Raw genomic sequence first — 26,660 nt, 5'->3', positions numbered from 1 at the left:
GGCACCCCCCCCCCCACCCCGGGGCACTTCCCACCCGGGGGGGGCGGGGGGGGGGGGGGTGCGCCGGGCCCGGCGGCCCCGGGGGCCCCCCGCGGGGGGGGGCGGGGGGGCCCGGCCCGGGGGCCCCCCCGCGGTCCGCTCTCATCCGATCTCCCACTCTTCGAAAGGGAGACCACCTGGGGAGGCAGCGGAGCTTCGACGTCGGGAGACGCCTGTACGAGGATTGTCGACCTCTGCCGCGTCTCTCCATGGATGGTCTCGAAACGACCGGCGGCCTTCCGGCTGTCCGGCTACCGCAAACTCAGCCCCCGCCACCGCAATGCGAAGTTTCCTCCTGCCGATGCTCGTACCAGCATGCATCGACCTCACGTCCGTCGCCCAGGGTGGACCGTGGCGGTCCTGAGGCAGGGGTGAAGCCCGCTGCCAGCCACCGATCTCGCCGGTGTGCAGGTCCACGCTGGTCGCGCCCGCATATCTGCCGTCGTCCACATGCACGGCGGCCAGCCCGATGAAGCGTTCGGAATACTGCTCGATCTTCCTCATCATCTTGAAGCGATCGCGAGGCGCGAACCGGGACACTGTTGCTCGCGCACTTCCTTGATGCGGCTGAAGGTCGATTGATGCTTGGAGAGGTCCTTGATGTGTGCCATGCCTTGAGTGCGACAACGAGGGGTTGTCATGTCAACCCCCCTTGGCACGTACACTTTTGGCCGGACTGGCTTCGCTCGACTACGGAAGAATGACGAGGCCCTGTTCCACATCTTCCGCCGGGAACCGGCCGCCGAAGAAGTGCCCCAGCCCGTGTGCGAAACTACGCGCGCATCTGCCGTTTTCCGGTAGAACACCCGGGACGCCAGCGGCGCCCGCACATGCGACGGGTTCCGAGGAGAGAACGACAAGGAGTCACGTGAGACGCCCCCTGCTTCCCGCGGCACTGGCGCTGGCAGCGCTGGCCCTCGCCCTGCCGGCACTCAGCGGCTGTGACAGCGAGGCCATAACCTCCCACGGGACCACTGACGGCGTCTCGGCAGCGCCCGCCACGAAGTCGGCTTCACCGGACGGGATTTCGCCGGCACCCTCCGCGGCGACGGGCGCCCTCGACTACAACCCGAAGGCGGATGCCGCGGCCGACATAGCGGCCGCTCTCAAGGCGGCGAAGCAGGACGGCCGTCCGGTACTCGTCGACTTCGGCGCCGCCTGGTGCCTGGACTGCCGCGTCCTGAGCGCCCGGTTCAAGGAAGCCGGACCGTCCGCGCTACTGGCCAAGTACCACGTAGTGAAGGTGGACGTCGGCGAGTTCGACCACAACCTGAAGGTGGCCGAACGCTACGTCGACCTGAACACGAGCGGCATACCTGCCCTGACCGTCCTGGACTCCGCCTCCGGCCGGATCGAAGTGGCCACGAACCGGGGCGAGTTCGCCAACGCCCGCACCATGTCGGCCACACAGGTCGCGGAGTTCCTGAAGCGATGGCAGTAGCCGTTCGGCTCCGGGCCCGCCGTTCGAAGGTTGGCTGCGCGCTCGTAGCGGTCGCCGCTGCCGTACTCACCGGGTGCGCAGGTCCGGAGGAGAGCAGGACCACGGCGAAAGCCGCCCCTTTCGCGGTCGGCGGCGTGGCCGTCACGGTGCGGGCGGAATCCCGTGACGGCAGCTTGCTGATCCTCGCGGAGCTGCGGCCGGAGCAGAGGGGCTTTCACCTCTACAGCCTCACCCTGCCGAACGGCGGCGTCGACGGGATCGGCATACCGACCCGAATCCGTACCGAAGGCAGCCTCAGGGCCACCGGCCCGGCGACCACCGACGCGAAGCCGCGGGCGCTGCGCCCGGCGGGCCTCGACGTCAGCCTGCCGGTCTACGAGGACGGGCCGGTCACCCTCGAACTCCCGGTCCGCCGGGTCGAAGGCACCGACAGCGCAAGGGTGTTCCTGACGTACGGAGCATGCAGCGAGACCGCTGGCTGCCTGCCACCCGTACGCGACCACGAGGTGCCCTTGCAACTGGGCTCGGCGCGCTGAGGCTGCCGCGTCGGCGCATCCGGCTGTCCTGTCCGTGCAGCGGCCAAGGCAGCCGCCCGCTCGTAGGCAGGGCGGCTGATCAGCCCCAACGCATCACTCCATCGAAGGAGAGACGTCTCTCCTGCACCCCACCCGCCGCACAGTCTGCCTACGCTGCGTAAAGGATCTTCGAACAGCGTCATTCACCGTTCGCCGCCTGCGCGGCCGCCTCGGCTTGCCGGAGACCCGTCGGCAGATGCCCGGGGCAGGCGGCGTATCCGGGCTGGAGAAAAGAGGCTTCCATGCCTGTGAGCCCCACCTATCCAGGCGTCTACATCGATGAGGTCAAGAGCGCGGTCCGGACCATCACCGGAGTCCCGACCGCTGTCGCCGCGTTCGTCGGATACGCGCCCCGCGGACCGGTGGACCGACCGGTGCACATCACCAGCTGGGCGGACTACGAGAGCGTCTTTGGCGGCCTGCACTCGGACAGTCCTCTGAGCTATGCCGTCTACCAGTTCTACATGAACGGCGGCAGCGAGGCAGAGATCGTCAGGGTGGTGGGCGAAGCCGATCCCGTGAGGCTCCCCGTAGGTCGCTCGCAGGGGGTAGATGTCAGTGCTCCCGCCCCCGCCTCGGCTCACGCTCCCCAATCCGGATCCGAAACCGACTCCGAGTCCGAGTCCGAGTCCGAGTCCACCGAGGCGGTTGCCAAGACCCGGGGAGCCAACTCCTCCCTCAGCGGCGTCACCGGCGGGCCTGTCCTCCTGGCCGCCAGCCCTGGTTCGTGGGCGCGGAATCTGCGCTCCCGGGTCGACTACGACACCTCGGAAGGCCTGAACCTGGATCGGGAGAAGCGCAAGCTGTACAACTTGACGATCCGGGACACCGGCACCGGCGCGGAGGAGAGATACCTCAACGTCAGCATCGAGAAGGACAGCCCCCGCAGTCTCGAACACCTGCTGGCCACCTCCCAGCTGGTCAAGCCGGACCCAGACCACCCCATCAACGGGCTGCCCTTCGCGAACGACACGCCGGAGACGTCCCGCACCGACCCCATGGCCGATCCCGAGAAGCCGGACGAAACCAAGGAATACTTCCGCACCCCGGGCCAAGCCGGCTCCCCCGACGACGTCATGCCAACAGGGGCCAGCTACAAGTATTCCCAAGGCGAGAACGACAAGACAGGCCTCTTCCAACTACTGAAAACAGACATCTTCAATCTGCTCTGTCTGCCCGGCTGCCACGATCCCGCCGGCCCTGGCGGAGAGGTGAAAGGACTTCTGGAAAGGGCGCTGCAGCTTTGCGTCGACCGACGTGCCATCCTGCTGGTGGATCCGCCCAATAACTGGACCAACCGATCCGGGGGCGCCGCCCTGTCGCTCGACTGGGTCGCGGACTTCGCGAAGAACGGCCACCCGTCCTTGCCCGAGGGTGAGCCCACGAAGAACGCCGCACTCTACTTCCCGCAGATCGTCGCACCCGACCCGCTGCGCGAAGGCGCGCTCAGGCCGTTCCCGCCCTGCGGGGTCATGGCCGGCGTTCTCGCGCGGACCGATGTGCAACGCGGCGTCTGGAAGGCCGCGGCGGGCACGGACGCCTCGCTCAACGGCGTCAGCGAGTTGGAAGTGCCGCTCACCGACCTGGAGAACGGTCGGCTCAACCCTCTTGGCATCAACTGCCTGCGCCGGCTGCCGGCCGTGGGACCGGTGGCCTGGGGCGCGCGCACCATGCGGGGAGCGGACCGTCTCGCCGACGAGTGGAAGTACCTCCCGGTGCGCCGGCTCGCCCTGTTCGTCGAGGAGAGCCTCTTCCGCGGGACCCAGTGGGTGGTGTTCGAGCCCAACGACGAGCCGCTGTGGGCGTCGATCCGGCTGAACGTCGGTTCGTTCATGAACTCGCTGTTCCGGGCGGGCGCCTTCCAGGGACGGACACCTCAGGAGGCATACCTGGTCAAGTGCGACCGGGAGAACAACCCGCAGAACGACATCGACCGCGGGATCGTCAACGTCCAGGTCGGCTTCGCGCCGCTCAAGCCGGCTGAGTTCGTGATCGTCCATATTCAGCAACTCGCCGGGCAGATCCAGGTCTAGGAGGACGGCTGATGCCGGAAATCACGCGCCGGGACCCTTTCAAGAATTTCCGGTTCCGGGTGAAGTTCAGTGGATCCACCGAGTACATCGCGGGAATCAGCAAGGTCAGTGGGCTGAAGCGGACCACCGAGGTCATCAAGCACCGTCACGGCGGCGATCGGGGGAGTAGCTACAAAACCCCCGGCCGCACCGAGTACGAGGCCATCACCCTGGAGCGCGGCTGCACCATCGACACGGCGTTCGAGGAGTGGGCCAACAGGGTGTGGAGCCTGCGGAACTCGGGGGGAGGCCTGGAGACCTCCCTCAAAGACTTCCGCCGCGATCTGATCATCGACGTGTTCGACGAGGCTGGCCAGCAGGTGCTCTCCTACTCCGTCCACGACTGCTGGGTCTCGGAGTACCAGGGCCTGCCGGACCTCGACGCCAACGCCAACGGCATCGCGTTCGAGCACATCAAGTTGGAACACCACGGTTGGGTACGAGAGCGCACGAACCCGCCACAGCAGCCGCAGTTCAGTGACACGGCGTCGGGATGACCCGATGAGGCCGGAGCTGACCGAGACACAATTGCTCGGCATGTGGGAGACCGGGGACGGGCAAGCATCGCCTGTCCGCGCTCTCCTGCTCGCCGCGGCCGCGGCACCGCCCGGCGAAGCAGTCGCCGATCTCACCCTGGCCGACCTGAACGCGCTGTTGCTCGACCTGCGCGAGGGATCCTTCGGATTCGCCCTGCCATGCGCTGCCGACTGCCCGGACTGCGACGAGCCTCTCGAAGTCTCGGTCACCACGGACGAGCTGCGAGGGCCCGGGAGGCTGAACATGCCGGGCCCGAGGCGTGATCCGGCCACACTGCTGGCCGAGGGGTACGAGGTCACGTACCGCGCACTCACCGGACGAGACCTGCTGGCAGTCGACCCCGTTTCCCCCGGGGCCCGCCGTGCTTTGCTCAGCCGCTGTGTCATCGGCATGGACCCTGTGGCGGACGTCCTGCCGGAGGGGGTCCTCGAAACAGTGGCGCAACGCCTCGCCGACCTCGATCCAGGCGCCGACACCGTCCTCCCTCTCACCTGTCCGTACTGCCGCCACACCTGGACCGCGGCGCTCGACGTCGCCGACTATCTGTGGGCAGAGGTCGAGGGGTATGCGCGTCGGCTCCTCCATGAAGTGCACACGCTCGCCCGTGTGTACGGCTGGTCGGAGTCCGACGTCCTGGCTGTGAGCCCGGCCCGGCGCCGGTTCTACCTGGAGGCGACGGCCGGATGAGCGACTTCGTCGGCCGGCTGCTGCGGGAGCCGGGACCAAGGCTGCGGCCGCTACTGCCGAACGTGTTCGACACGGCGGCACCACGCCTGCAGACGGACAGCGATTCCGTTCCCCCGGTTTCCGCGGAACAGCACTCCCCGGCACTTGCCGGACGGGAGCCACATGCCTCGACCCCGCCGACTCCGGGACCAGGGCCGCAGCACGAACCCGATACGGCGCCGGAGCCACGGGCGGGTCAGGGGCCCGAACCGAGGACGGCCGCACCGGAGGCGGAGCAGGGGCCATGGACGGGGACTGCAGACGGTACGACGCCCGGCCGGCCGCTGCCCCGGGCAGCTTCCAGGACAACGGACGTGACCGAAGCCCTCCTCGGCCCCGGCCTCCACACCGACGGCCCTCGGGCCCACATCGCCCCGCGGCGCGCACCGGCCCCGCAGCCCGACGCCGGACTGACGCTGGACAACAACCCACGACCCGGACCCCGCCCACGATCTCCCCTGGCACCGGCAGCATCCACCGGGCCGGGCTCGGATGCCCCACCCGGGCCGTCCGCCACGCTTGCGTCGGGCACCCCAACGAGACCGACCACCACCCCCGGAGCGACCACCACACGAGGTGCGGTCGGCACTGGGGACCCCCAGGTCGTCGCAGAGCCGAAGAACCGCTCGTCACCGACGCCGAAATGGGCGTCCGCGGACCGACCCCGGAGCGGAGACCGGTCCCACTCCGTCGTGCAGTCCGAGGCGCGGGTTGCCGCTGCCCAAGTACTCCTGACCTCCGCCCAGAGCGACGGGCCTGCGCCCGGCGATGAGCGAGTTTCACCAGCTGCCACGGACACGCCCGAACCCGACCTCACGCTACACAGCGGTCCGCCCTTCGCACATGCAGCTCGGCCGAGTGCACCCGTCACCCGCGCACACATCTCCCATGCCGTACGACCTGCGGTCACTCCCATCGCCGCCACCGCACGGCCCACGGAGGGGCGGGCGCATGGCACACCGATGACCGCCGAACCGGTTGTACGCATCACCATCGACCGGCTCGAGGTCCGAGCCGCCGCGCCTCCGGCCGTCGCACCCCGCTCAACTCCCCGGCGGCCCCAGCTCAGTCTCGATGAATACCTCCGGGGGCGGTCGTGAGCGACGCCTTCGCGGTAGCCGCCGTGACGGAGACTCTCCGCGCCATCCTGCAAGGCGCGGTGGGCCGCGTGGTGCCCGGAATCATGGTGACCGCCCTACCCCCTGACGAAGTGGTCGTACAGCACCCCGCCGCCGGACTCAACATCTTTCTCTACCAGACATCGATCGACGGTGGGTGGCTCAACGCCGACCCTGACGGCATGCGCCCCGGTGAGACCCGCCGCTCCATGCTCCCCCTGGTCCTGCACTACCTGGTCACCCCGTACGCGAGCGGGGACGCGGCCCCTTCAGCCGCCCACCGCATCCTCTGCGTCGCGATGCTGGCCTTGCTCGACCACCCCGAACTCCGTCCGGCCGACCTCAAGTCCGCCGCTCCCTTCAGCAACCTCCACCAGCAAGGCGAGCGGGTGAGAATCACTCACGTCCCGCTCGGCGTAGAAGACAACTCCAAGCTGTGGACCGCGTTCCAGAGCCAGTACCGCACCTCGGTCGCCTACGAAGCCCGCGTCGTGCTGATCGACAGCACGCTGCCCGGGCGCGCTCCCCTGCCGGTCGTACGCCGGGGCGAGGACGGCCGAGGCCTCGAGGCCGCCGCCAGTGCCGCCGGCCGTCGGCCGGCGCTGGACGCGATCACCGTCCCTGTCACGCTGCCCGGGCACGACCTGGTCCTCACAGGGCAACGACTCGACTCCGGTGTCCCGTCTCTTCGTCTCACACACCCCTTGCACGGCAACCGCCTTGTCCAGGACGTCCGGAAGATCAGCGACACCGAAGTACGTGCCCCTCTTCCCGACGATCTCGCTGCGGGCACCTGGTCGGCGACCCTGGTGCTCACGACGCCCGACGGAAGGGAGCAGGCCACCAAGGCCCTCCCGGTGAGCATCGCCCCGAGGATCACGAGCAGCCTGCCGTTGCCCGTCGAGCGCGATGCCAGAGGTACTGCGTCGGTCGAGGTGACGTGCGAAACTTCGGTGCACCCCGACCAGCGCGTCGAATTGCTCGTCGGGGAATTGCCGGTGCCGGCAGAGCAGTTCGACCGGGCCACCCGTACGCTCCGCTTCCGGGTGGCCGATGCCCGACCCGGTCGGTACGCGCTGCGATTGCGGGTCGACGGTGTCGACAGCCCTCTGCTGGATGCCAATTCCGCTCAGCCGCGGTTCGCCGCCGACACAGCGGTGGTGGTGACATGACGACGACTTCCGCGTCCGAGCCCGAGATCCCTACCGGCCCCCTGCGGACGGCGAACTCCACATCGGCGCGGGACCCGGAGGACAGCTGGCAGGCGGACAACGACCGGTATCTGTCCGCCGCGCTCGCATGGCTACGGTTGATCCTCCGTGCGTACATCGAGCAGCGATCCGGACCCGCCGCCACTACCGTCGCCGAGGGAGAGCTGAAGGCCGCCGAGGAGGACATGCAACACGCGGCCGAGGCTCACCCTCCCCCTGCCCTGATCAGTCTCGGCCGTCTGCTCGAGCTCTCCCCCTTCGAACGGCACACGCTGCTGCTCTGCGTCGCCCAGGAGCTGGACCCCTCGATCGCCGACCTGTGCGCCCAGGCCCAGGGCCGTCCCCTGCCGTCCGGCCCGACCTTCGCACTGGCTCTGTCCCTCTTCCCCGACCCCGCCTGGGACATCATGTCCCCCTACCGCGGGCTGCGTTTCTGGCGGCTCGTGGAGATCGGCCGGACGGCCGAACAGCCTCTGGTATCCAGCCCGCTGCGCGCCGACGAGCGGATCGTGAACCACGTCAAAGGACTGGACTACCTCGACGACCGCCTCGAGCCCTTCCTGACAGCCGTGGAGTCGCACGCCGCGCCAAGTCGCCTTGCGCCGCCCCAGCACCCCGCCGGGGCGGAGATCACGGATTGCTGGCGGCCGACACCCTCCTGGACCGGCGGCCGGCTGCCTGTCATCCAGCTCCTCGGCGCCGACAGCGAGAGCAAACAGTCGGTCGCCGCGCAGTCCGCCGCCCAGCTGGGTCTGCTGCTGTACAGGCTGCCGACCGGGCTGCTTCCCGAGCCGACGGCAGAACTCGAGAGCATCGCGAGGCTCTGGCAGCGGGAGGCCCTGCTGCTCCCGCTCGCCCTCTACCTCGACGCGGACGACACCGAGCTCGTCGGCACGGCAGACGACGCGAGGGACCGGCTGGTCGGGCGCTTCCTGCAGCGAAGCGGCGGCCCCTGCTTCGTCGCGACCCGGGAGTTGCGGCCCGACGTACCCGCCCCGACGCACGGGGTGGACATCGCGCCCCCTCCGGTCGCCGAACGCGCAGCCGCCTGGAGGACAGCGTTCCCTTCGACGGACGCGGACCGGCTGGCCGGCCAGTTCGCGCTGGGCCTGTCCGCGATCCAGGAGATCGCGACCGCGTCGGGCACCGACCCCGACGCGGCCTGGCGCACGTGCCTGGCTCGCACCCGGCCGCGCCTGGGCGCCCTGGCCCAGCGCCTGGAGCCGAAGGCGAACTGGGACGACATCGTGCTGCCCGCCCAGGAGGCCGCCCTGCTACGGCAGATCGGCGACCAGGTGGCGCAGCGCTGCACGGTCTATCAGAACTGGGGTTTCGCAGAGCGACACAACCGGGGACTGGGCATCAGCGCCCTGTTCACCGGTCCGAGCGGTACCGGCAAGACGATGGCCGCCGAAGTCCTCGCGCGGCACCTGAATCTCGACCTGTACCGAGTCGATCTGTCGGCGGCCGTCAGCAAGTACATCGGCGAGACGGAGAAGAACCTGCGCCGGCTGTTCGACGCCGCCGAACCCGGCGGTGCCATCCTCTTCTTCGACGAGGCGGACGCGCTGTTCGGCAAGCGCAGCCAGGTCAAGGACTCCCACGACCGGTACGCCAACATCGAGGTCAGCTATCTGCTGCAGCGAATGGAGGCATACCAGGGGCTGGCGATCCTCGCCACGAACCTGCGGCGGTCCCTGGACACCGCGTTCCTGCGGCGGCTGCGATTCATCGTCCCCTTCGCCTTCCCCGACACCACGGAACGTCGCGAGATGTGGGCGCGGGTCTTCCCGGAAACAGCCCCCGTCGACCCCCTGGACCTGGACCACCTCGCCAGGCTGCCGCTGAGTGGCGGAATGATCCGCAACATCGCACTCAATGCCGCCTTCGCCGCCGCCTCGGCCGGTACCGCGATCGGGATGGCGGCGGTCCTGACGGCCGCCCGGACGGAACTGCGCAAGCTGGAAACGCCGCTGTCCGAAGGCGACTTCGTCTGGGACGGCGCTGCGGGGGTGACAGCATGAGAATCGAGCTGCACATCGGACGACTCATCTTCGACGGCATCGCCCCCGGCGACACCGCCGTCCTCCGTACGGCCCTGGAATCCGAGCTCGGCGACCTGCTGTCCCGCGACCCGGTCGCCCCCCGCCAGGACCACCACCTGCACCGCGCCACCCCGCCGACGATCGCCGCCGCAGCGGATCCCGCCGCTTTCGGACGCCATATCGCCCGGGCGGTCCACGGCAGCCTGCGCCTGCCGCCGGGGAGAGCGGAATGAAGGAACGCGCTGACCGAGCGGACACACAGCCCGCCTCGCCACTTCGGGCGGGCCGTAGCTCGGCTTCGGTCGCGGAGGGACAGCAAGACCGGGCGAACGTTCCGCGCCGCGCCCGCTTCCAGCAGGAGACCGGAGAGCAGGTTATCCCCTCGTGACCACCCCCACCCCGCCCCGCGGCGGCTTCGTGTTCCTCGACCCCGAGCAGGGGCGAGTCCTGCGGGTGGCGCCGTTTCAGTACAACCCCGACACGCTCACCCGCACACTCCAGCCGCAGGGAATCGGCGGTGAGGCAGGGGACCGGCTGGAGGCGTTGCGGCTGAAGGGGCCGCCGCACGAGACGTTCAAGATCGACGCGGAGTTCGATGCGGCGGATCAGTTGAAGCCGCTGGCCGGCGCCGCGCCCATGGCAGGTGCTGGGCTGTTCGGGGCATTGTCCGCGCTGGAGACGGCGGTCTGTCCGAGCAGTGCGCAGCTGGCGCAGGAGAATGACATGGCGTCGCGGGGAATGTTGGAGATCGCCCCGGTGGAAGCCCCGCTGACGGTGCTGGTGCTCGGTCGGCGCCGGGTCGTTCCCGTACGCATCACGGACTTCACCGTCACGGAGGAGGCCTACGACGGAGAACTGAATCCCATCAGAGCCAAGGTCGGTCTGTCCGTCCGCGTCCTCACCGTCGACGACGTCGGCTTCTCCCACAAGGCGGGCGCCCTCTTCATCCGTTACCAGCAGAGCAAGGAGCGGTTCGCTGCACTGATCGGATACGGCCCGGGAGCGGTCGGCTACACCGGGATCTGAGTGCGACGGGACGACCCCGAGAGGCAGGAATGTTCGACCCCACGAGCAGGTACCACGGCATCGCCACAGCGACCTTGACGACGCCTGACGGACGGACCGTCACCTATGTGCGGCGTCGGTTCCTGCCGCAGCCGGGGGATCTCATGTCCGTCGGCGCTCAGGTAGTCGCACCCGGCGACCGGCTGGACCGGATCGCGGCCAGGCAGTACGGCGACCCGGACCAGGCGTGGCGGATCGCCGATGCCAACGGGGCGATGCGGCCCGACGATCTCACGGCGGTGCCCGGTCGTCGGCTGCGGATCGCTCTTCCGGCAGGTGTGCCGGGGAGCCTGCCCATGGCCATGGGCCCGGCCCCGTCATGACGCGCAGCCTCCAGCTGATGCTGCTCATGGGAAAGGTGGTGCCGGCGCCCGCTCCTCCTGCCCTCATCGACGCCCTGCAGTCGGTTCAGGTCACCTCGTCCAGTGGTTCGGCGAGCGGTTTCCAGCTGGTGTTCGCCGTGAGCAAGCGGTCGCCCCTGACCGAGGTGATGCTGCCCACGGGGCTGCTGGATCCCAAGACCCGGGTGGTCGTGGTTGCCGTGGTCGCCGGCCTGCCGCATGTCCTCATGGACGGGGTGATCACCCGTCAGGAGATGAACCCCGGTCAGACCCCGGGTAGTTCCACCCTCACACTGACCGGCGAGGATCTGTCGCTGCTCATGGACCTCCGGCACGTCGAGCGCTGCTATCCGGGCCTTCCGCACCACCTGCGGGTGATGCTGGTGTGCGCCGGATACGCGCAGTACGGGATCGTCCCGCTGGCCGTCCCGCCGGTGATCAGCAGCCTTCCGAACCCGGCGATCGAGGTCCCGGTCCAGTCCGCCACCGACCTCGCCTATCTCCGCTCGCTGGCCGACGAGGTCGGCTATGTGTTCTTCATCGAACCTGGCCCCGCTCCAGGAGTGAGCATCGCCTACTGGGGTCCGGAGGTCCGTGTGGGTCTGCCGCAGCCGGCACTCACGGTCGACTCCGGGACGGCGGGCAACGTCGAAGCCCTGAGCTTCGGCTTGGACGGACTGTCCCACACCCGGTACACGGCCCGACGTCTCGAACCCGTCACCAAGGTCGAAGTACCCGTACCGGTACCCGACGTCAGTCTTCTCCACCCACCCCTGGCTCTGCGGCCGGCGCCGGCTCTGCGCGAGGAACCACTGCCCGGACAGACCGGCCGGTCGCTCACGGAGACTCTGCTGTGGGGGCTGAGCCGTACCGCCAAGTCCGCCGAAGCCGTCACCGGTCAGGGCAGACTCGACGTACTGCGCTACGGACACGTGCTCAGCGCTCGCAACCTCGTGGGGGTACGCGGCGCGGGCCTGACCTACGACGGCCTCTACTACGTGCGCAGTGTCACGCACGACATCGCCCGCGGCGCGTACAAACAGAGCTTCACCCTCACCCGAGACGCTCTCGTCTCCAACACACCGGTGGTGATCCCGTGACGGCTCAGTCCGTGAAGAAATGGCACGGCCTCTATCAGGGGGTGGTGGTGTCCAACGTGGACACCACCGGCATGGGGCGCCTGCTGGTGCGTGTGTCGGAGGTGCTCGGGGACGACCCGTGCATCTGGGCCACGCCGCTGTCTCCGGTGGCGGGGACGGCCAGCGGCATGTACGTCGTGCCGCTGCAGAATTCCGGGGTGTGGCTGCAGTTCCTCGAAGGCGACCTCAGCAAAGCTGTGTGGACCGGCTTTTGGCGAGGCGGGGCGGGCGAGGTGCCGCCCGCGGCAAAGTCCACCCCGCCGGGGGTACCGCAGATCGTGCTCGCCACACCCTCCCAGAACGCCCTGGTCATCAGTGACAAGAGCGGGCCGACCGGTGGCGGGGCCATCACTTTGCAACTCCACGGCGCCATCGGCCCGTTCATCAAGATCAACGAGACGTCCATCGAGATCTCGTGCGGTACGGGCCCCGGGCGCGCGAGCATCAAGCTCGAGGGAAACCGGGTGTGCATCAACGGCGAAGCGCTGACAGTGCAGTGAGGAGGACGAGATGCCCGGACTGATTCTCCACAGCGGTGCCACTATGTCGTGCGCGCACCAGGGGTCCGCGAACCCCCCGGCACCCGCCCAGCAGCGGGTGCTCGTCGGCACGCAACCCGTCGCCACGACAGCGGACACCTTCCTCGTCCTGGGCTGCGGCTTCCCTGCGGCCTCCCTGGGGGCGCCGCCCTGTACAAGTATCCGGTGGACCCAGACCTCCACCCGGTTACTGGTCAACGGGCTACCGGTGCTGCTCCAGCCGACACCGCCCCCGAGCTGCGGCGCGGGCGTCGGTGTCGGTACGCCGCCCAGCCCGCCCATGGTCCAGGCCATGCAGCTTCGGGTGCGGGGGACGTGAGCGCGATGCACATCGACTTCCCTTACAACGTCGACGCGAGCGGTCGGACCGCGACGACCCAACACGCCGACCACGTCCGCGACATGGTCGAGCAGGTGCTCTTCACCACCCCCGGTGAACGCGTGAACCGACCGGACTTCGGCTGCGGTCTGCTCGACCTCGTATTCGCCCAGAACGGCCCGGAACTTGCGGCGGCCGTCGAGATGACCGCGCAGGCTGCCCTGCAGCGCTGGCTCGGCGACCTGCTCACCGTCGAGTCCTTGGCCGTCAGGACCGAGGAGTCGGCCCTGACCGTTTCCGTGAACTACGTTCTGGCAGCCACCGGGGAGAGTCACACCGTGCTCATGCGCGGAGGGACCTCGTCATGAGCGCCCGTCAGCTCTGTGACGACGAGCCGCGACGCGCCGCCGTACGGGCTGCCGGGCTGGCCGGCATCGAGAGCGTCTCGGTCGGCGCCGACCGACGCAGTCTCAGCGTCCTCTTCTTCGGCAGGCTCCCAGAGCGGCTGGACCAGCACAGTTTCCGTGTCGAGGGCGGACGGCGGGGCAACGGCATCCGGGTCGTCTCCGTCACTGGCCCGGCCGACCCCGAGTCCGGGGACGCCCCGGCGACCTCCCTGACCGTGGAGCTCGAGGGGCCGGGCGACGGGTCCACCTACCGGCTCCGTGCACTCGGGCACGGCTTCGACCGCTGCTACGACTGCTTCGAGTTCTCCTTCCAACAGGCCGACCCCGAGACTGCGGCCCGCGCCCCGGCCGGCGGCACCGCTCCGCCGGAGATCCCCCCGGCACCGGCCATCGACTACCTGGCCAAGGACTACGCAAGCTTTCGCCGTCTGCTGCTCGAACGACTCGCCCTCACCATGCCGGAATGGACGGAGCGGCGCGCACCCGACATCGGCGTCACCATCGTCGAACTCCTCGCCCACGTCGGCGACCAGCTCAGCTATCAGCAGGACGCGGTGGCCACCGAGGCGTACCTTGACACGGCACGGCTGCGCACCTCCGTACGACGCCATGCCCGCCTGGTCGACTATCCGATGCACGACGGCTGTGCGGCCCGCACCTTCGTCTGCGTCGAGACCAGCGGCCGGCTGACCCTGCAGCCCGACGATCTCGCCTTCACCGCCTTCCCCCCGGGCCACATCCCGCAGACGGGCGCGCAGATCCCGGCCGAGCTGCTTGCGGCCGGCCACACCCCCGTGTACCGACCGCTGGAACGCCGGGACATCGTGCTGCGCCACGAACACAACAGCATCGGCCTGTGGACCTGGGGCGATCAGGAGTGCCGGCTGCCCGTCGGCACCACCCGGGCCACACTGCTGGACCAGCGACCGGACGGGAAAGGCGAGGACCGCCCGCTGCTGCTCGCCCCCGGCGATGTGATTGTGTTCGAGGAGAACCTGGACCCCTGGACCGGCAGTGAGGCGGACCGCGACCCCACTCACCGCCAGGCCGTCCGCCTCACCCGGGTCACCCAGGGCATCGACGTGCTCTACAAGACCAAGGTTCTCGATGTCGAATGGGCTCACCAGGACGCCCTGGCGTTCCCCTTGTGTGTCACCACTCGCTGCGGACCGGACCATGAGCCGAAGAACGTCGCCGTGGCCCGCGGGAACACGGTTCTGGTGGAGCACGGCATCGAGAACACGTGGGTCCCCGGCAGTGGGCCCCAAACGATCGATGGACCCGCCGGGCGCGGCCCCGAGCAAAGGTGCCCCGGTTCGGACCCCGCCCCCACCACCCGTCACTTCGCGGCGCCGCTGACCGGTGCGCAGGTCACCTGGTGCGCGCCCTACCCACGCCCCGCAGACGTCTGCGCCGGGCAACACCGACAGCTGTCACGGCTGGCCGCCCGCGCCCGGGAACGGCTGAGCGGCATGCACCGCTCGGGTGCCTCCCTGTCCGCAGCCGACCGCGCCTTCCTGGAAACGCTGTTCGAGGCGGGCCTCCTCGCCAGGGTGAGCGACGAGGACGGTTCCAGGTTCGACCTCGCCCGGCTGCTCTCGCGCTTCGACGAGTACCTGGATCCCAAACTCCGCCGGCTCGAAGCGCTGGCCCGACAGGCCCGGTCCGGCTATGTGCTCGAGCCTGCCGACACCGGCTGGGAACTCGCACAGACCTGGGGCGAGGACGCCGCCTGGTTGATCGACCCGGACAACCCCGCACTGCACGGTCCGGCGGGCGCCGCCCTGCGTCCCGACCCGCGCGAGGCCCTGCCCGCCGTACGGATCTGGGCCGCGGACACCGACGGCGGGACCGATGCCTGGACGCCACGCCGCGACCTGCTGGCCAGCGGCCCTCGCGACCGCCATGTGGTGGGCGAGACCGATGACCAGGGTCAGCTGAACCTCAGGTTCGGAGACGGCCGGAACGGAACCGCACCGCCTCCGGGACAGAACCTGCTGGCCTCCTACCGCACCGGCCACGGCCGGGCCGGCAACGTCGGCAGCGAAGCCATCAACAGGATCGCGTCCCGCTCCACCCTGCTGGACGCCGTCGTCCGGGTTCGCAATCCGTTGCCCGCGACCGGTGGCACCGACCCCGAACCCGTCGCGCACGTGCGGCTGGCAGCACCGCGCGAGCCGTTGCGCAAACTGCTGCGGGCCGTCACCGCCGAGGACTACCAGACCCTCGGCGCCCGTCACCCCGGAGTACAACGGGCCGCCGCCACCCTGCGCTGGACAGGAAGCTGGTACGAGGCGGACGTCGCACTCGACGCCGAGGGCACGTCCGACCTGCCGCACAGACTGTCGGAGGAGGTGCGGCTGTCCCTGCACAGGTTTCGCCGCATCGGCCATGACGTGGTCACCGGGCCTGCCCTTCAGGTGCCCCTCGACGTCGCCCTCACCGTCTTCGTCGACCCCGATCACATCGCCGGTCATGTCCGCCAAGCCCTGCTGCGGGCCCTGCGCCCCGGCCCGCAACCCGACGGTGGACTGGGCTTCTTCGATCCCGACGCCCTCACCTTCGGCACGCCGGTACGGACGAGTGCGCTGGTCGCCGCAGCGGCCGCGATTCCCGGCGTCCGCCACGCCGAGGTGACCCGGCTGCGCCGTCTGCACCGTCTCACGAACGACGGGGCGAGTCCGGGCCCGGATGTCCCGCCCTCCGGCGTGCTCAGGCTGCGTCCCCTGGAGATCGCCCGGCTCGACGGCGACTCCACCCGGCCGGAGAACGGCTGGGTGACCCTCGACCTGCGAGGAGGGCGATGAGCCCCCCGGCCTGCCTCTGCGGCAGTTGCCCGAGCCCCCGGCCGACCACCACTCCGACACAGGTCTGGAACCGGCCCGCCCTGCCCCAGCTGCGGTACCGCGTTGGTACCTACGACCAGTTCCTGAGGTCGATGCTCGCCGGGTTGTCCAGCACCCATCACGCGTCACTCGCCCAGCTGACCACCCGTGAGCCCAACGATCCCTCCATCGCCCTGGTGGAGGGCTGGGCCCTGATCGCCGACGTCCTGACCTTCTATCAGGAACGGATCGCCAACGAGGGATACCTGCGCACCGCGACCGAGCAGGAGTCCCTGGTCAGGCTCGGACGGCTGGTCGGCCACCGACCTCGTCCCCCACTCGCCGCAGGCACGTTCCTCGCCTACACCCTCGATGCCGGCACCCGCTGCACCATCCCGGCCGGATCCCAGGTCAAGAGCGCCCCGCCGCCCGGTGGACTGCCCCAGATCTTCGAGACCGCGGAGGATCTCAACGCCCGCGCCGAATGGAACCAGTTTCCGGTCCGTGCGACCGCCTCCGCGTCGATCGATCCCGATGCCGCGGCGACCATGCCGTCGCTCGAACTCGAGGGCCTGCAGCCCAACCTCGGCGCGGGCGACCGTCTGCTCTTCACGTTCGGCGACCCCAGTCGGAACATCACCCGTCTCGTGGAGAGCACTCGACTGGACCCGTCCCGCGCGCGCACCACCGTACTCCTCAGGGCGCCGGGCCCCGTCCAGCAGTTGAACCGCGAAGTACAGGCCTTTCGCGAGGACGTGGACAGAGCGACACGGAAACCGCTACCGGCCAAACCGTTCGAGGACTTCCTGAGAGGGTTGCGCGAAGTCCTGCACGCCGGCGACATCCTCCGCGATCCGGACGCACTGGCCGCAACACTCGACGACAAACTGCAGGAGTTCCGCGAGCGGCTCTCCGGGGCCCAGGCCGACACGGCGCACGCGGCCGACCTGCTGAACAAGGTCACCGCCCGGGTCGCGGCCGTCCGGACCGCCGCCGAGGCGGTGACGGGCTCACCCACGGACGCCGCCGGCAAGCACTCCTCGACCCTCTCGGACGGGGAACCCTTCGTCGGTGCCGTGAACCTGGGCCGTCAGGTCCTGCATGCGCTCGAAAAGTCCCCGTCACGGCCTCCTCGCAATCCCAGTGAGATGGCCACCCCCGTCACCGCCCTCTTCAGCCCGCAGTCCGACTCCATGTCGCGTCTGCTCACCGCGAGCAACCCCCGGCTCACCGAAACGCTCTACCGTGCCCTGAGCACCGTCTCGGCCACCGCCGCCGATCCGTCGGGCGTCCAGTGCTTCCGCGTGAAGGCAGCTCCCCTCGGGGCGACGATCCCTGACGCGGCACGGGTCAGACGGCTCCTCAGGACCGCAGATTCCTCCGAAGGGCCCGAACAGGAGCGCTCTGCCGAGGAGGGGAACGTTCTCCTGCTGGACGCGGTGTACGACATGATCCTGCCCGGCAGCTGGATCGCCGTGCGGCAGACGGACGACCGGACGAAGACCCGGATCATTCAGGTGACCGCCGTCGCGCAACTCGCCGTCGCCGACGAGCACTACGCCGCAAGGGTGACCCGTCTGCAACTCGCCGGACCGTGGACCGAAGATCCCGACGACCTTCCCGCACGACGCGCCACGACCGTCTGGGCCGCCGGCGAGACGCTTCACCTCGCAGATCCCCCGGACACCTCCGAGCTCACCGGTGACGAGATCCAACTCGCCGGCACCTACGAGGGACTGACTCCCGGTCGCTGGCTGATCGTCTCCGGGGAACGCACCGACATCCCGAAGGTCTCCGGAGTCCCGGGCGTCGAACTCGTCATGCTCGGCGGAGTGCGTCAAGGACTCGACGCAACCCCTTCCAGCCGCAGCACGCTCGCTCTGACCACAAAACTCGCCTACCGCTATCGCCGGGACACCGTGCTCATTCATGGCAATGTCGTGTTCGCGACCGCGGGTGAGACCCGAACCGAGATCCTCGGCAGCGGTGACGCCACGCAGGCGGGCCAGATCTTCCCACTGCGTCAACGGCCCCTCACCTGGCTCCCCGCCCGCACGACCGACGGCTCAAAGGAGACCCTGACCGTCCGGGTCGCCGGTGTGGCCTGGCCACGGATGGCCGATCTGACCGAGGCCGACCCGGCCACTCCCGCCTACCGACTGCGCCTCGGTGTCGACGGCACGGCGGCCGTCGAATTCGGCGACGGCCGCCACGGCTCCCGACTTCCGACCGGTGCGGAGAACGTCACGGCCCACTACCGCATCGGTGGAGGCAGCTCCGCCAATGTCGCGGCGGGACAGGTCAACCACGTGGTCAGCAGGCCCCTTGGAGTCAGCGGCGTGACCAACCCACTGCCCGCCACCGGAGGCACGGACGCCGACGGCCGCGAAGAGGCCCGCCGCTGTGTCCCCTTGCGGCTCAGCGCCCTCGACCGACTGGTGTCGGTCCGCGACTACGAGGACTTCGCTCTGGCGTTCGCCGGCGTCGGCAAAGCCGCCGCGCGCCGCTGCCCCGACGGCACCCGCCAGCTCGTGCACGTCACGATCGCCGCCGCCGGCGACGCCCCCCTCGACGCGGGCTCACTGCTCCTGGACGCCCTCCAGTCGGCCCTGAGCCAGTACGGTGATCCGGCGCTGCCGGTGCGCGTGGAAGCCTGCGAACGGGTACGGCTCGTCCTGTCACTCGGCGTCCGGACATTGCCCGACCACTCGCGGGACATGGTCGAACAGGCGGTCCGGGACGCCCTCACGGCCCGGCTGGGATTCGCCGCGGCAGAGCTGGCCCAGCCGGTCTTCCTCAGCGCCGCCATCGCCGCCGCGCAGACTGTCCCCGGAGTCGACTTCGTGGATGTCGACGCCTTCGGCGGTGTCGGGGACGACGTCGACGCGGCCGGCGTCATCCGATTCGCCCAAGAACTCACGGCCGCCCCCTGCGTACCCGGCCACCCCGCGGGATACCGCGACTCCTTCTACACACCGGCCCCCGGGGAAACGACAGCATCGGTGGCCGCGGTGAACGGACTCACGGAACAGCAACTCGCCCTGCTGAATCCCGACGGCATCTCCCCAGATCCCGGCTCCCCGATGGTGGTGCGGCGCGCCCTGCGCCCCGCCGAGCTCGTACTCCTCGATCCGTCGCTGCCAGAGACCCTCGTCCTGCGGAGGATCCCATGAATCCCGACCAGTTGTACGCGCTGTTGCCCGCCCTCCACCGCAGGCTCGACGCGGACCAGGGCAGCAGGCTGTACGAGCTCCTCTCGGTCATCGCCGAACAGGCTCGCATCGTCCAGGACGACATCGAGCAGCTCCACGACAACTGGTTCATCGAGACCTGCGAGGACTGGGTGGTGCCCTACCTCGGCGACCTCGTCGGCTACCGCACGCTGCCGGGGACGACCGCCGCCCTCTCCGACGGCTCCGCAGCGGCGGACGGGCTGCTCGCCGCAGCCGTGCCCCGCAGAGAGGTCGCGAACACCGTCGCCAACCGCCGCCGCAAAGGCACCCTCGCCCTGCTCGAGGACCTCGCCGCCGACGTGGCGGACTGGCCCAGCCGGGCGGTCGAATACCGCCGTCTGCTCGCCGTCACCCAGCCGATCCGCCGCTACGCCACCGAGGACCACGACGCACGGCGGCGCCTGCGCCGCGGCGGCCTGGTCGACCTGCGCCGTATCGACGTCCTGGACCGAATCGACGGGCCGTTCGACGAACTGGCCCACACCGTCGAGGTCCCCCGCACCGACTCCACCCGCCGCGTGGGCCACTACGGCATCCCGGGTGTCGGCCTCCACGTATGGCGCCTGCGGGCCCATGCGGTGACCCGGGCCCCAGCGTCCTGCGTGGACCAGGCCGGATCGTGCTACACCTTCAGCATCCTGGGCAACGACACCCAGCTGTTCACCAAGCCGGTTCCCGAACCATCGGCCTGCCATGTCGCGGACGAGATGAACGTCCCGGCGCCCATCCGGCGCAGGGCCCTGACCGAACGGCTCTACGACTACTACGGCCCGCTCAAGAGCCTGTGCGTATGGACCGGACCGGACCCCGACAGTGACGTAGTACCCCTCGACCGCATCGTGTCCACAGACCTGTCCGAGTGGAGCTACTCCCCACTCCCCGGACAGGTGGCCCTCGACCCGGTTCTCGGACGCATCATGTTTCCCGAGCAAACGAACCTGGAGCGAGGCGTCCGGGTGACCTATCATCACGCGTTCGCCGGCGACTTCGGCGGCGGCGAATACCCCCGTCCGGGCAACGCCGTGGGCCCCACCGTCGCTCGCTACCGGGTAGGTCCGGGCGAGGCGCATCACCGGATCACCGACGCGATCGAACGCTGGCGCGCCGATAAACGGCACCGGCCCTCACCTGCCGAAGCGATCGTCGAAATCACCGGGAACGACATCCATCACGACCTCACGGACATCCTTCTCGAACCAGGAGACCATCTCACCCTACGCGCCGACGACGGTGCGCGACCGGTGCTCGCACTGCTCGACCCGTCAGAGAACCGCGACGCCGCCCTGCGGATCACCGGCACCAGGCGGGGCGAGGGACCGCTGCCCCGCATCGTCCTCGACGGCCTCATGGTCACCGGGGGCAGCATCCAGCTCCGGGGCAAAGTGGGACAACTCATGATCCGGCACTGCACGTTCGTGCCCGGCTGGGACCTCGACCCGCGTGGCCTGCCACGGGCGCCCGAAGAGGCAGCCTTGGAACTGATCGACACGCCGGTCTGCGTCGAGGTCGAGCACAGCATCCTCGGTAGCATCGTCGTCGTCCAGGACGAGGAAACCACCGAACCCAGCCGGCTCTTCCTCTCCGACACCGTGCTCGACGCCACCCACCGGGAGCGCGCAGCGCTGGCCGGTCCGCAGGACCGATACGCACACGCCGTCCTCACGGCACGGCGCACCACCGTCATCGGCTCGGTCCACACGCGTGCCGTCGGCACGCTGGAGAACTGTCTGCTGGACGGGGACGTCCAGATCGCCCGGCAGACACAAGGCCGTGTGCGCTTCTGCTGGCTGCCGCCCGACTCCCGTACTCCACGCCGTTTGTACTGCCAGCCCGAGCACTCGGGCGACCCGGACCACGTCGTCCTGAAGTTCGCCGGCACCCGGTACGGCACACCCGACTACGTCCAACTCGCCGACAACTGCGCCGAGGAGATCAGGCGCGCAGCGGAAGACGGGTCGGAGCCGGGGGCATTCCACGACCTGTTCCGTCCGCAGCGTCAGGACAACCTGTACGCCCGCCTCGCCGAATACACCCCCGCCGGATGCAACGCGGGAGTCTTCTTCGCCACTTGAGAGCGCCGCCCCGGCGGCGAGCCGACCCTCCGTCATCGTCCACCAATGCCAGCGTCGTTCAGTCAGGGAGCACAACAGCATGCAGGGAGACTTCTCGCGGGTCACCTTCGACCCGACCCAACGGTTCTCGGCCGTCCTTTCCCAGCAAGGACGGGTGCAGCTCGACTCCGAGATCAACGAGCAGACAGCGATCCTCCTGCACTACATGCGCACCCTGGCCGCCGACTTGCTCGGGCCGGCCGCGTTTCCCTCCGGCCCGGGCGGTCACAGCACTGGTGGGTTCTGCCTCGACACGTTCGACGGGGACAACTTCACCGTGACGCCGGGCCGGATCTACGTCGACGGAATCCTCTGCGAATGCGACGGCACCGACTACTGGAGCCAGCCGGACGGGTACCTCGACCCAGGGCGGGAGCGCGACCAGCTACCGACAAGCCCGTTCATGGTCTACCTGCGGGTCTGGGAGCGTCTGGTCACGGCCGTCGAAGCGCCCCGCATTCGCGAGGTCGCTCTGGGGCTCCACGGCCCGGACACGACGGTCCGCACCCGGGTGGTCTGGCAGCTGTGCTGGATGTCTCTGAACTCTGAATCCTTCATTCCCGACATGACGAGCGGACCGCAGTTCCTGCGCGACCAGATCAGTCGAAGGTTCAGGCCTCGCCCCCTGCTCTCCGCCCGCGTCCGCAACCCCGAGGGCAACAGCACGCCCTGCGACCTGCCGCCCCAGTCCGGCTATCGCGGGCCGGAGAATCAGCTGTACCGGGTCGAGGTCCACCAAGGCGGTACCGCCGATACCGCGACGTTCAAGTGGTCCCGGGAGAACGGCTCGGTCATTCTGCCGATCAGGGCGGTCAGCGGTGCGTCGATCGAGTTGGAGACGCTGGGCCGGGACGACAAACTGGGGCTCGAAATCGACGACGTGGTCGAGATCGTCGACGACGCCTCCGTTTCCCGGGCCGCTGCCGACGCGTGGGAGGACGAATGCCCCCGCCTCTACACCGTCAAGGAGATCGACCAAGCCAGGCGCAAGGTCGTCCTCGACGACGAGCCGGCCCAGGATCGGTACCAGCCGGACGCCGGAACGATCCCCGGACGTCACCCGCTCCTACGCCGCTGGGACCACGGGACGGCAGGGCGGGAGCAGAGGGACGGCGGCACCTACTCGGGCGTGAACAGCGAGGGCACCCAGCACATCAGGGAAGGCACGTGGCTTCCGCTCGAGGACGGCATCGAAGTCCGGTTCGAGGGAGACGTCGAGCGGGCCCCGCAGTACCGCCGGGGCGACTATTGGACGATTCCGGTCCGGGTCGTCACCGGTGACGTCGAGTGGCCCACCGGGCTCAACGGCCGACCTCAGCCGAAGCGACCGCACGGCATCGACTATCACTACGCGCCCCTGGCGGTCGTACTGCCCCAGGACTCCACCGACTACCACATGGTGGATCTGCGGGTGCCGTTCCCTCATCGACGGCAGTGACCGCAGGAGATTCCGCACAACCACTGGAAAGCCCACGGGTCGGTCGATGGCCTCTCGGTTGGCGCCCTTCTCGACCCTCAAGCGTGTTGGTGTGCCATGACAAACGCGAAGACGGCCAAGGCCACAAAAAAGACAATGACGAAGGCACATGCGATTTTCGATGTCTGCTTGGCAGAGACGTCCGCGCCGGTCGTCAGATTATGGAGTTTCTTCACGCGCAACGTCCCGGATCGCATCCGGCCACTTGCGCGAACCCGGTCACCGTCAGCCACCGAGCCCTCGAATGTGAACCCTCTCATCTCGACCGGCACGAGCCTCACCCGATCGGTGGTTTCGGCGTATTCCTCCACCCGGAAATTCATAACGAACGTACTAGCCGAATCTCCGCCCCCACCCTCCGTCCGAGTCTGGACATTTCGGACCGTTCCCTCGACAATTCCGCTCGCCGAGGGCCTAGGAGAGTCGACTATCGGAGGAGGGGGAGGGGGAGGGGGAGGGGGAGGGGGAGGCATGGGGGGAGGCGGCACCGGATCGGGCTCGGGCTCTTCATATGAATCCGAACGGTCGAATCGGCCACCACAGCGAGGGCACGTGTGCACCCCTTCCGGGGGTTCTTGCTCGCTACCACAGTCTTCGCAGCCCATCCGTTTAGTCCCTAAAATGACGCAGTCACAGAAACCGATTGGGTTACTTGGTCGGGCCTGGAACGGGAAGCCGGTGTTCTGAATTGAAGGCCATTGCATAGGAAACAGAAGGGCCAACGAAGGTCTACCACGGCATCCTCAGAGCACTGGGGGCAGCGTCAGCGCGGCCTGGGCACGGCGCCCGGAGGCGACACTGCACCACCGGACGCCGTCACTGCATCCCGTTCGCAGACCATGGCCCGGGGACCCGGGCCTCTCCTCTTTCGGACACCAGGTGCCCAAAACAAACGAGGGTTTCCGACTAAAGCTCTGCACTTACGATGCTCACGCGGGGTGCAACGGGCCGCAACCTGAGCACCCCGAACCTCGGCAGCCGGCACCGGCTCGATGAAATGCCACGTCAGAACCCGCAGCCTCCCTGACTAGATCGCGTCCGTCGACCAACAGCCCAGGGGCCTCCGCACCCCGAGTTCATCGAACACCGACGTATTGGCTGCAGGAGCCGCTCGTAGCGGCCCAGAAGCTGGGCCATGCGGACCATCCACGCCCGCGAAGAGTCGACGTACGCCTCGACGTCGCCGAGCGCGTCAGCGGCGACGTAGTACGTCCGCGGTCGCGTCGACCTGGTCACCGCCGCGGCGACCTTTCGGCGGTCGTACCCGCCCCGTTCAGCCGCCGCAGCGGCAACTCGAAAGTCAGCAGCGATCCGCCCTCGCCACACCGCAGGGCCGAGGACATCAGCGGCCGCAGCTAGGCCACGTTCCGGTCCTCCAGCCGTTCCACCCAGCCCGGCTGTGATGCTCCGCTGCGGGTGTGGCCGCGTAGGCCGACGTCAATCCACCGGCGCCACGTCCTCGGGGTGAGCCCTAGCACGTGGCTCACTCGTCCGTCCTTCGGCGTCGCCTCCGGGACCGAAATCACCTCACCGTTGCGGCCCATGACCTGCCGCGTGGCGAGACGCCGAGTGCCTCAATCAGGCCGCCGAGCCGTTCGGCGTGGTTGGCGTCGAGCACGTCGAGGGGTTCATAAGTGGCAAGGAGTGTCCACGTTCCCGGGTGCGGGGGGAACCCGGCTGTCAAGGTGCTCGATATGCCGTGTCCAACGAGGATGATTGAGCGCGATGTGGTGCACCACATCAACCCGAGCTGATAAGCCGCAGCCGGACCGCCCCGCGGTCAGGGCTGGTCGTACCAGGCAACCGCTGCGATCCGCCAGCCCTCTGAGGTGCGGACGAACTGGATGGTCTTGGTCCCGTCTCCCTCGAACGGCTCACCATCCAAGATCCCGGACTTGCGGTACTCGCCGAACCGCGACGCGATATCGCCCGCGATCTCTGTCCGTTCAGAGGTCTCCCACTCGGAGAACTCGACCAGCCGGCCGTCGGTCAGCAGCCGCTGGCGAGGCTCGATGAACTCGTCCACGGTATAGACCGTGAAATCCGGGCCGGTCTTGACGATCACGCCATCCGGAAGAACCAGCCGGCGGATCCGGGCCACGTCAGCAGCCTTGCCACCCCGGTTGTCAAAGGCACCGAAGAACTCGGCGGTCACCACGTCTATCTCGATCTTGGACATGACGCGACAGTAACAACGAAGGGGCGCCGGACATCGCCGGTCTCGACAAACCGCGGAATGCCGTCGAGGCAGACCATCGCGCACCAGTTCAAGCGCCTCCGCAGTCCGCCGGCAACGCCGGCTCGACCTCCACAACGCCACAGTCTCCCTGGCCTGCGGACGGATCTGCTGGAGACGACTCAACAGCCGGTCACCATGATCGTGTTACGAGCCCTGCGCAAGGGCGAAGTGACCGGATGAAGGGCGGCCACCGGTGCCACCGGCATCTGGCGAGCCGCAGCATGACCACCATGGCGACGACCCGGACGACGGTGTCGACCTGCACGGACTGCGCTTGTGCCAGTACGCCATCGTGCAGGCCGACCGGCGGCGGGTATCCGCTTCCGCCCGTATCGAAGGCTCCGCTACGGCTGGTCGGTCACGAACCGGTCGAGGGCGGCGGTGAGTTCCGCCGGCTTCTCCACAGGCAGTTCGTGGCCGGCGTCCACGATCCGCACCACGGCGTCCGGGTAGGCCTTCGCCATCCGCAGCATCTGCGAGACGGGCAGTTGGATGTCGTGGTAGCCGTGGACCAGGAGCGTGGGGGTGCGGATCTCCCCGAGCCGGTCGAGGACGTCGAAGGACCGCATGGCGCCGTAGCACGTCATGACCACCTCGCGCGGTGTGCCCCCGGAGGCCCGGACGTACTCGCGGATCTTCTCGCGCGGGTAGCCGGGAGCGAAGGCCCGCTGGATGTTGGTAGCCACGAACAGCTTGAACGGCACCAGAGTCGAGACCGCCATCAGCAGACCTCTGCCCCGGCTGTACGTCATCCTGCTGATCGAGTTCACCAGCACCAGCCGCTCGACCCGCTCGGGATGGTCCAGCGTCAGGGTCTGCGCGATCATCCCGCCCATCGAGTGGCCGACGAGAATGAACCGGTCGAGCTCCAGGTGGTCGAGGACGGCGAGAACGTCACCGGCCAGCTCCGCCACGGTCCGCCGCCCCGAACCCTCGCTCTCCCCGTGCCCGCGCAGGTCCAGTCGTACGACCCGCCGCTTCTGGGCGAAGTGGTCCATCTGGTGGTCCCAACGGTGCCGGTCGGCCGTCCAGCCGTGGATGAACACCAGGGGCACACCGTCACCGTCGCGGGGGCCCTCGTCGTCGTACGTCAGCGCGGCGCCGTCGACTTCGAGCTGCGGCATGGTGCCTCCTGGAGTGCGGTCTGGTCGCCGGTCGTTCTGGTCACCGGCCGGTTTGGTTACTGGTCGGTACGGTATCC

General features: G+C 69.0%; 21 protein-coding genes. 18 read left to right on the top strand and 3 right to left on the bottom strand.

Annotated elements, in window-relative coordinates; all coding sequences use genetic code 11:
- Positions 1-907 precede the first annotated feature (907 nt).
- From ACFYR3_RS39240 to ACFYR3_RS39155, 18 genes are all read left to right on the top strand, one after another.
- Positions 908-1,480 carry a thioredoxin family protein gene (locus ACFYR3_RS39240; RefSeq protein WP_356785338.1) on the top strand — a complete coding sequence of 191 codons (573 nt, stop codon included), beginning with the start codon at positions 908-910 and terminating at the stop codon, positions 1,478-1,480.
- A complete protein-coding gene (locus ACFYR3_RS39235; RefSeq protein ID WP_355854307.1) occupies positions 1,471-2,016 on the top strand; it encodes a hypothetical protein in 546 nt (181 codons plus the stop codon). Before ACFYR3_RS39240 ends, ACFYR3_RS39235 begins: the two co-directional genes overlap by 10 nt.
- Before the next feature lie 281 nt (positions 2,017-2,297).
- Positions 2,298-4,088, top strand: a complete 1,791-nt coding sequence (locus ACFYR3_RS39230; protein ID WP_389286849.1) for a phage tail sheath family protein — start codon at positions 2,298-2,300, stop codon at positions 4,086-4,088.
- An 11-nt stretch (positions 4,089-4,099) separates the two neighbouring features.
- Complete coding sequence (locus tag ACFYR3_RS39225) at positions 4,100-4,624, top strand: phage tail protein (protein WP_355854313.1); 525 nt, start codon at positions 4,100-4,102, stop codon at positions 4,622-4,624.
- A gap of 4 nt (positions 4,625-4,628) precedes the next feature.
- The gene (locus ACFYR3_RS39220; RefSeq protein WP_355854316.1) at positions 4,629-5,351 is read left to right on the top strand and encodes a hypothetical protein; all 723 of its coding nucleotides are present in this window, start codon (positions 4,629-4,631) and stop codon (positions 5,349-5,351) included.
- Between the two features lie 1,135 nt (positions 5,352-6,486).
- Positions 6,487-7,680 (top strand): DUF4255 domain-containing protein, encoded by a 1,194-nt coding sequence (locus ACFYR3_RS39215; protein WP_355854319.1) that lies wholly within the window; start codon positions 6,487-6,489, stop codon positions 7,678-7,680.
- A complete protein-coding gene (locus ACFYR3_RS39210) occupies positions 7,677-9,743 on the top strand; it encodes an ATP-binding protein (protein ID WP_389286847.1) in 2,067 nt (688 codons plus the stop codon). Before ACFYR3_RS39215 ends, ACFYR3_RS39210 begins: the two co-directional genes overlap by 4 nt.
- On the top strand, positions 9,740-9,997 hold the full coding sequence (locus ACFYR3_RS39205) for a hypothetical protein (protein WP_355854325.1): 258 nt from the start codon (positions 9,740-9,742) through the stop codon (positions 9,995-9,997). Before ACFYR3_RS39210 ends, ACFYR3_RS39205 begins: the two co-directional genes overlap by 4 nt.
- Before the next feature lie 151 nt (positions 9,998-10,148).
- On the top strand, positions 10,149-10,790 hold the full coding sequence (locus tag ACFYR3_RS39200; protein WP_355854328.1) for a hypothetical protein: 642 nt from the start codon (positions 10,149-10,151) through the stop codon (positions 10,788-10,790).
- Positions 10,791-10,819: 29 nt separating this feature from the next.
- On the top strand, positions 10,820-11,152 hold the full coding sequence (locus tag ACFYR3_RS39195; RefSeq protein ID WP_355854331.1) for a LysM domain-containing protein: 333 nt from the start codon (positions 10,820-10,822) through the stop codon (positions 11,150-11,152).
- On the top strand, positions 11,149-12,270 hold the full coding sequence (locus ACFYR3_RS39190; protein WP_355854334.1) for a hypothetical protein: 1,122 nt from the start codon (positions 11,149-11,151) through the stop codon (positions 12,268-12,270). The genes ACFYR3_RS39195 and ACFYR3_RS39190 overlap by 4 nt, the downstream gene beginning before the upstream one ends.
- Positions 12,267-12,809 (top strand): phage baseplate assembly protein V, encoded by a 543-nt coding sequence (locus ACFYR3_RS39185; RefSeq protein ID WP_355854337.1) that lies wholly within the window; start codon positions 12,267-12,269, stop codon positions 12,807-12,809. Before ACFYR3_RS39190 ends, ACFYR3_RS39185 begins: the two co-directional genes overlap by 4 nt.
- A gap of 10 nt (positions 12,810-12,819) precedes the next feature.
- Entirely contained in the window at positions 12,820-13,167 is a 348-nt protein-coding gene (locus ACFYR3_RS39180) for a hypothetical protein (protein ID WP_389286844.1), read from the top strand.
- 5 nt (positions 13,168-13,172) lie between these two features.
- The gene (locus ACFYR3_RS39175; protein ID WP_355854408.1) at positions 13,173-13,535 is read left to right on the top strand and encodes a GPW/gp25 family protein; all 363 of its coding nucleotides are present in this window, start codon (positions 13,173-13,175) and stop codon (positions 13,533-13,535) included.
- Positions 13,532-16,381 (top strand): putative baseplate assembly protein, encoded by a 2,850-nt coding sequence (locus ACFYR3_RS39170; protein WP_389286842.1) that lies wholly within the window; start codon positions 13,532-13,534, stop codon positions 16,379-16,381. Before ACFYR3_RS39175 ends, ACFYR3_RS39170 begins: the two co-directional genes overlap by 4 nt.
- On the top strand, positions 16,378-19,572 hold the full coding sequence (locus ACFYR3_RS39165; protein ID WP_389286840.1) for a putative baseplate assembly protein: 3,195 nt from the start codon (positions 16,378-16,380) through the stop codon (positions 19,570-19,572). The genes ACFYR3_RS39170 and ACFYR3_RS39165 overlap by 4 nt, the downstream gene beginning before the upstream one ends.
- Positions 19,569-21,704, top strand: a complete 2,136-nt coding sequence (locus ACFYR3_RS39160; protein ID WP_389286838.1) for a hypothetical protein — start codon at positions 19,569-19,571, stop codon at positions 21,702-21,704. The genes ACFYR3_RS39165 and ACFYR3_RS39160 overlap by 4 nt, the downstream gene beginning before the upstream one ends.
- 79 nt (positions 21,705-21,783) lie before the next feature.
- Positions 21,784-23,181 (top strand): DUF6519 domain-containing protein, encoded by a 1,398-nt coding sequence (locus tag ACFYR3_RS39155; protein ID WP_389286836.1) that lies wholly within the window; start codon positions 21,784-21,786, stop codon positions 23,179-23,181.
- A gap of 77 nt (positions 23,182-23,258) precedes the next feature.
- On the opposite strand, the gene ACFYR3_RS39150 is transcribed toward ACFYR3_RS39155, so the two are convergent.
- From ACFYR3_RS39150 to ACFYR3_RS39140, 3 genes are all read right to left on the bottom strand, one after another.
- Positions 23,259-23,531, bottom strand: a complete 273-nt coding sequence (locus ACFYR3_RS39150) for a hypothetical protein (protein ID WP_389286834.1) — start codon at positions 23,529-23,531, stop codon at positions 23,259-23,261.
- Positions 23,532-25,000: 1,469 nt separating this feature from the next.
- A complete protein-coding gene (locus ACFYR3_RS39145; protein ID WP_355854358.1) occupies positions 25,001-25,399 on the bottom strand; it encodes a nuclear transport factor 2 family protein in 399 nt (132 codons plus the stop codon).
- 404 nt (positions 25,400-25,803) lie between these two features.
- Positions 25,804-26,583 (bottom strand): alpha/beta fold hydrolase, encoded by a 780-nt coding sequence (locus ACFYR3_RS39140; protein ID WP_355854361.1) that lies wholly within the window; start codon positions 26,581-26,583, stop codon positions 25,804-25,806.
- Positions 26,584-26,660 lie beyond the last annotated feature (77 nt).

Source organism: Streptomyces sp. NPDC005784, assembly GCF_042871525.1.
Taxonomy (GTDB): domain Bacteria; phylum Actinomycetota; class Actinomycetes; order Streptomycetales; family Streptomycetaceae; genus Streptomyces.
Note: the sequence above shows the minus strand (reverse complement) of the source record. Positions and strands in the feature narration are given on the sequence as shown.

Coding starts and splice junctions, on each gene's coding strand:
- ACFYR3_RS39235 (WP_355854307.1), top strand. CDS start 1,471: ATGGCAGTAGCCGTTCGGCTCCGGGCCCGCCGTTCGAAGGTTGGCTGC.
- ACFYR3_RS39230 (WP_389286849.1), top strand. CDS start 2,298: ATGCCTGTGAGCCCCACCTATCCAGGCGTCTACATCGATGAGGTCAAG.
- ACFYR3_RS39225 (WP_355854313.1), top strand. CDS start 4,100: ATGCCGGAAATCACGCGCCGGGACCCTTTCAAGAATTTCCGGTTCCGG.
- ACFYR3_RS39220 (WP_355854316.1), top strand. CDS start 4,629: ATGAGGCCGGAGCTGACCGAGACACAATTGCTCGGCATGTGGGAGACC.
- ACFYR3_RS39210 (WP_389286847.1), top strand. CDS start 7,677: ATGACGACGACTTCCGCGTCCGAGCCCGAGATCCCTACCGGCCCCCTG.
- ACFYR3_RS39205 (WP_355854325.1), top strand. CDS start 9,740: ATGAGAATCGAGCTGCACATCGGACGACTCATCTTCGACGGCATCGCC.
- ACFYR3_RS39195 (WP_355854331.1), top strand. CDS start 10,820: ATGTTCGACCCCACGAGCAGGTACCACGGCATCGCCACAGCGACCTTG.
- ACFYR3_RS39190 (WP_355854334.1), top strand. CDS start 11,149: ATGACGCGCAGCCTCCAGCTGATGCTGCTCATGGGAAAGGTGGTGCCG.
- ACFYR3_RS39180 (WP_389286844.1), top strand. CDS start 12,820: ATGCCCGGACTGATTCTCCACAGCGGTGCCACTATGTCGTGCGCGCAC.
- ACFYR3_RS39175 (WP_355854408.1), top strand. CDS start 13,173: ATGCACATCGACTTCCCTTACAACGTCGACGCGAGCGGTCGGACCGCG.
- ACFYR3_RS39170 (WP_389286842.1), top strand. CDS start 13,532: ATGAGCGCCCGTCAGCTCTGTGACGACGAGCCGCGACGCGCCGCCGTA.
- ACFYR3_RS39165 (WP_389286840.1), top strand. CDS start 16,378: ATGAGCCCCCCGGCCTGCCTCTGCGGCAGTTGCCCGAGCCCCCGGCCG.
- ACFYR3_RS39160 (WP_389286838.1), top strand. CDS start 19,569: ATGAATCCCGACCAGTTGTACGCGCTGTTGCCCGCCCTCCACCGCAGG.
- ACFYR3_RS39155 (WP_389286836.1), top strand. CDS start 21,784: ATGCAGGGAGACTTCTCGCGGGTCACCTTCGACCCGACCCAACGGTTC.
- ACFYR3_RS39145 (WP_355854358.1), bottom strand. CDS start 25,399: ATGTCCAAGATCGAGATAGACGTGGTGACCGCCGAGTTCTTCGGTGCC.
- ACFYR3_RS39140 (WP_355854361.1), bottom strand. CDS start 26,583: ATGCCGCAGCTCGAAGTCGACGGCGCCGCGCTGACGTACGACGACGAG.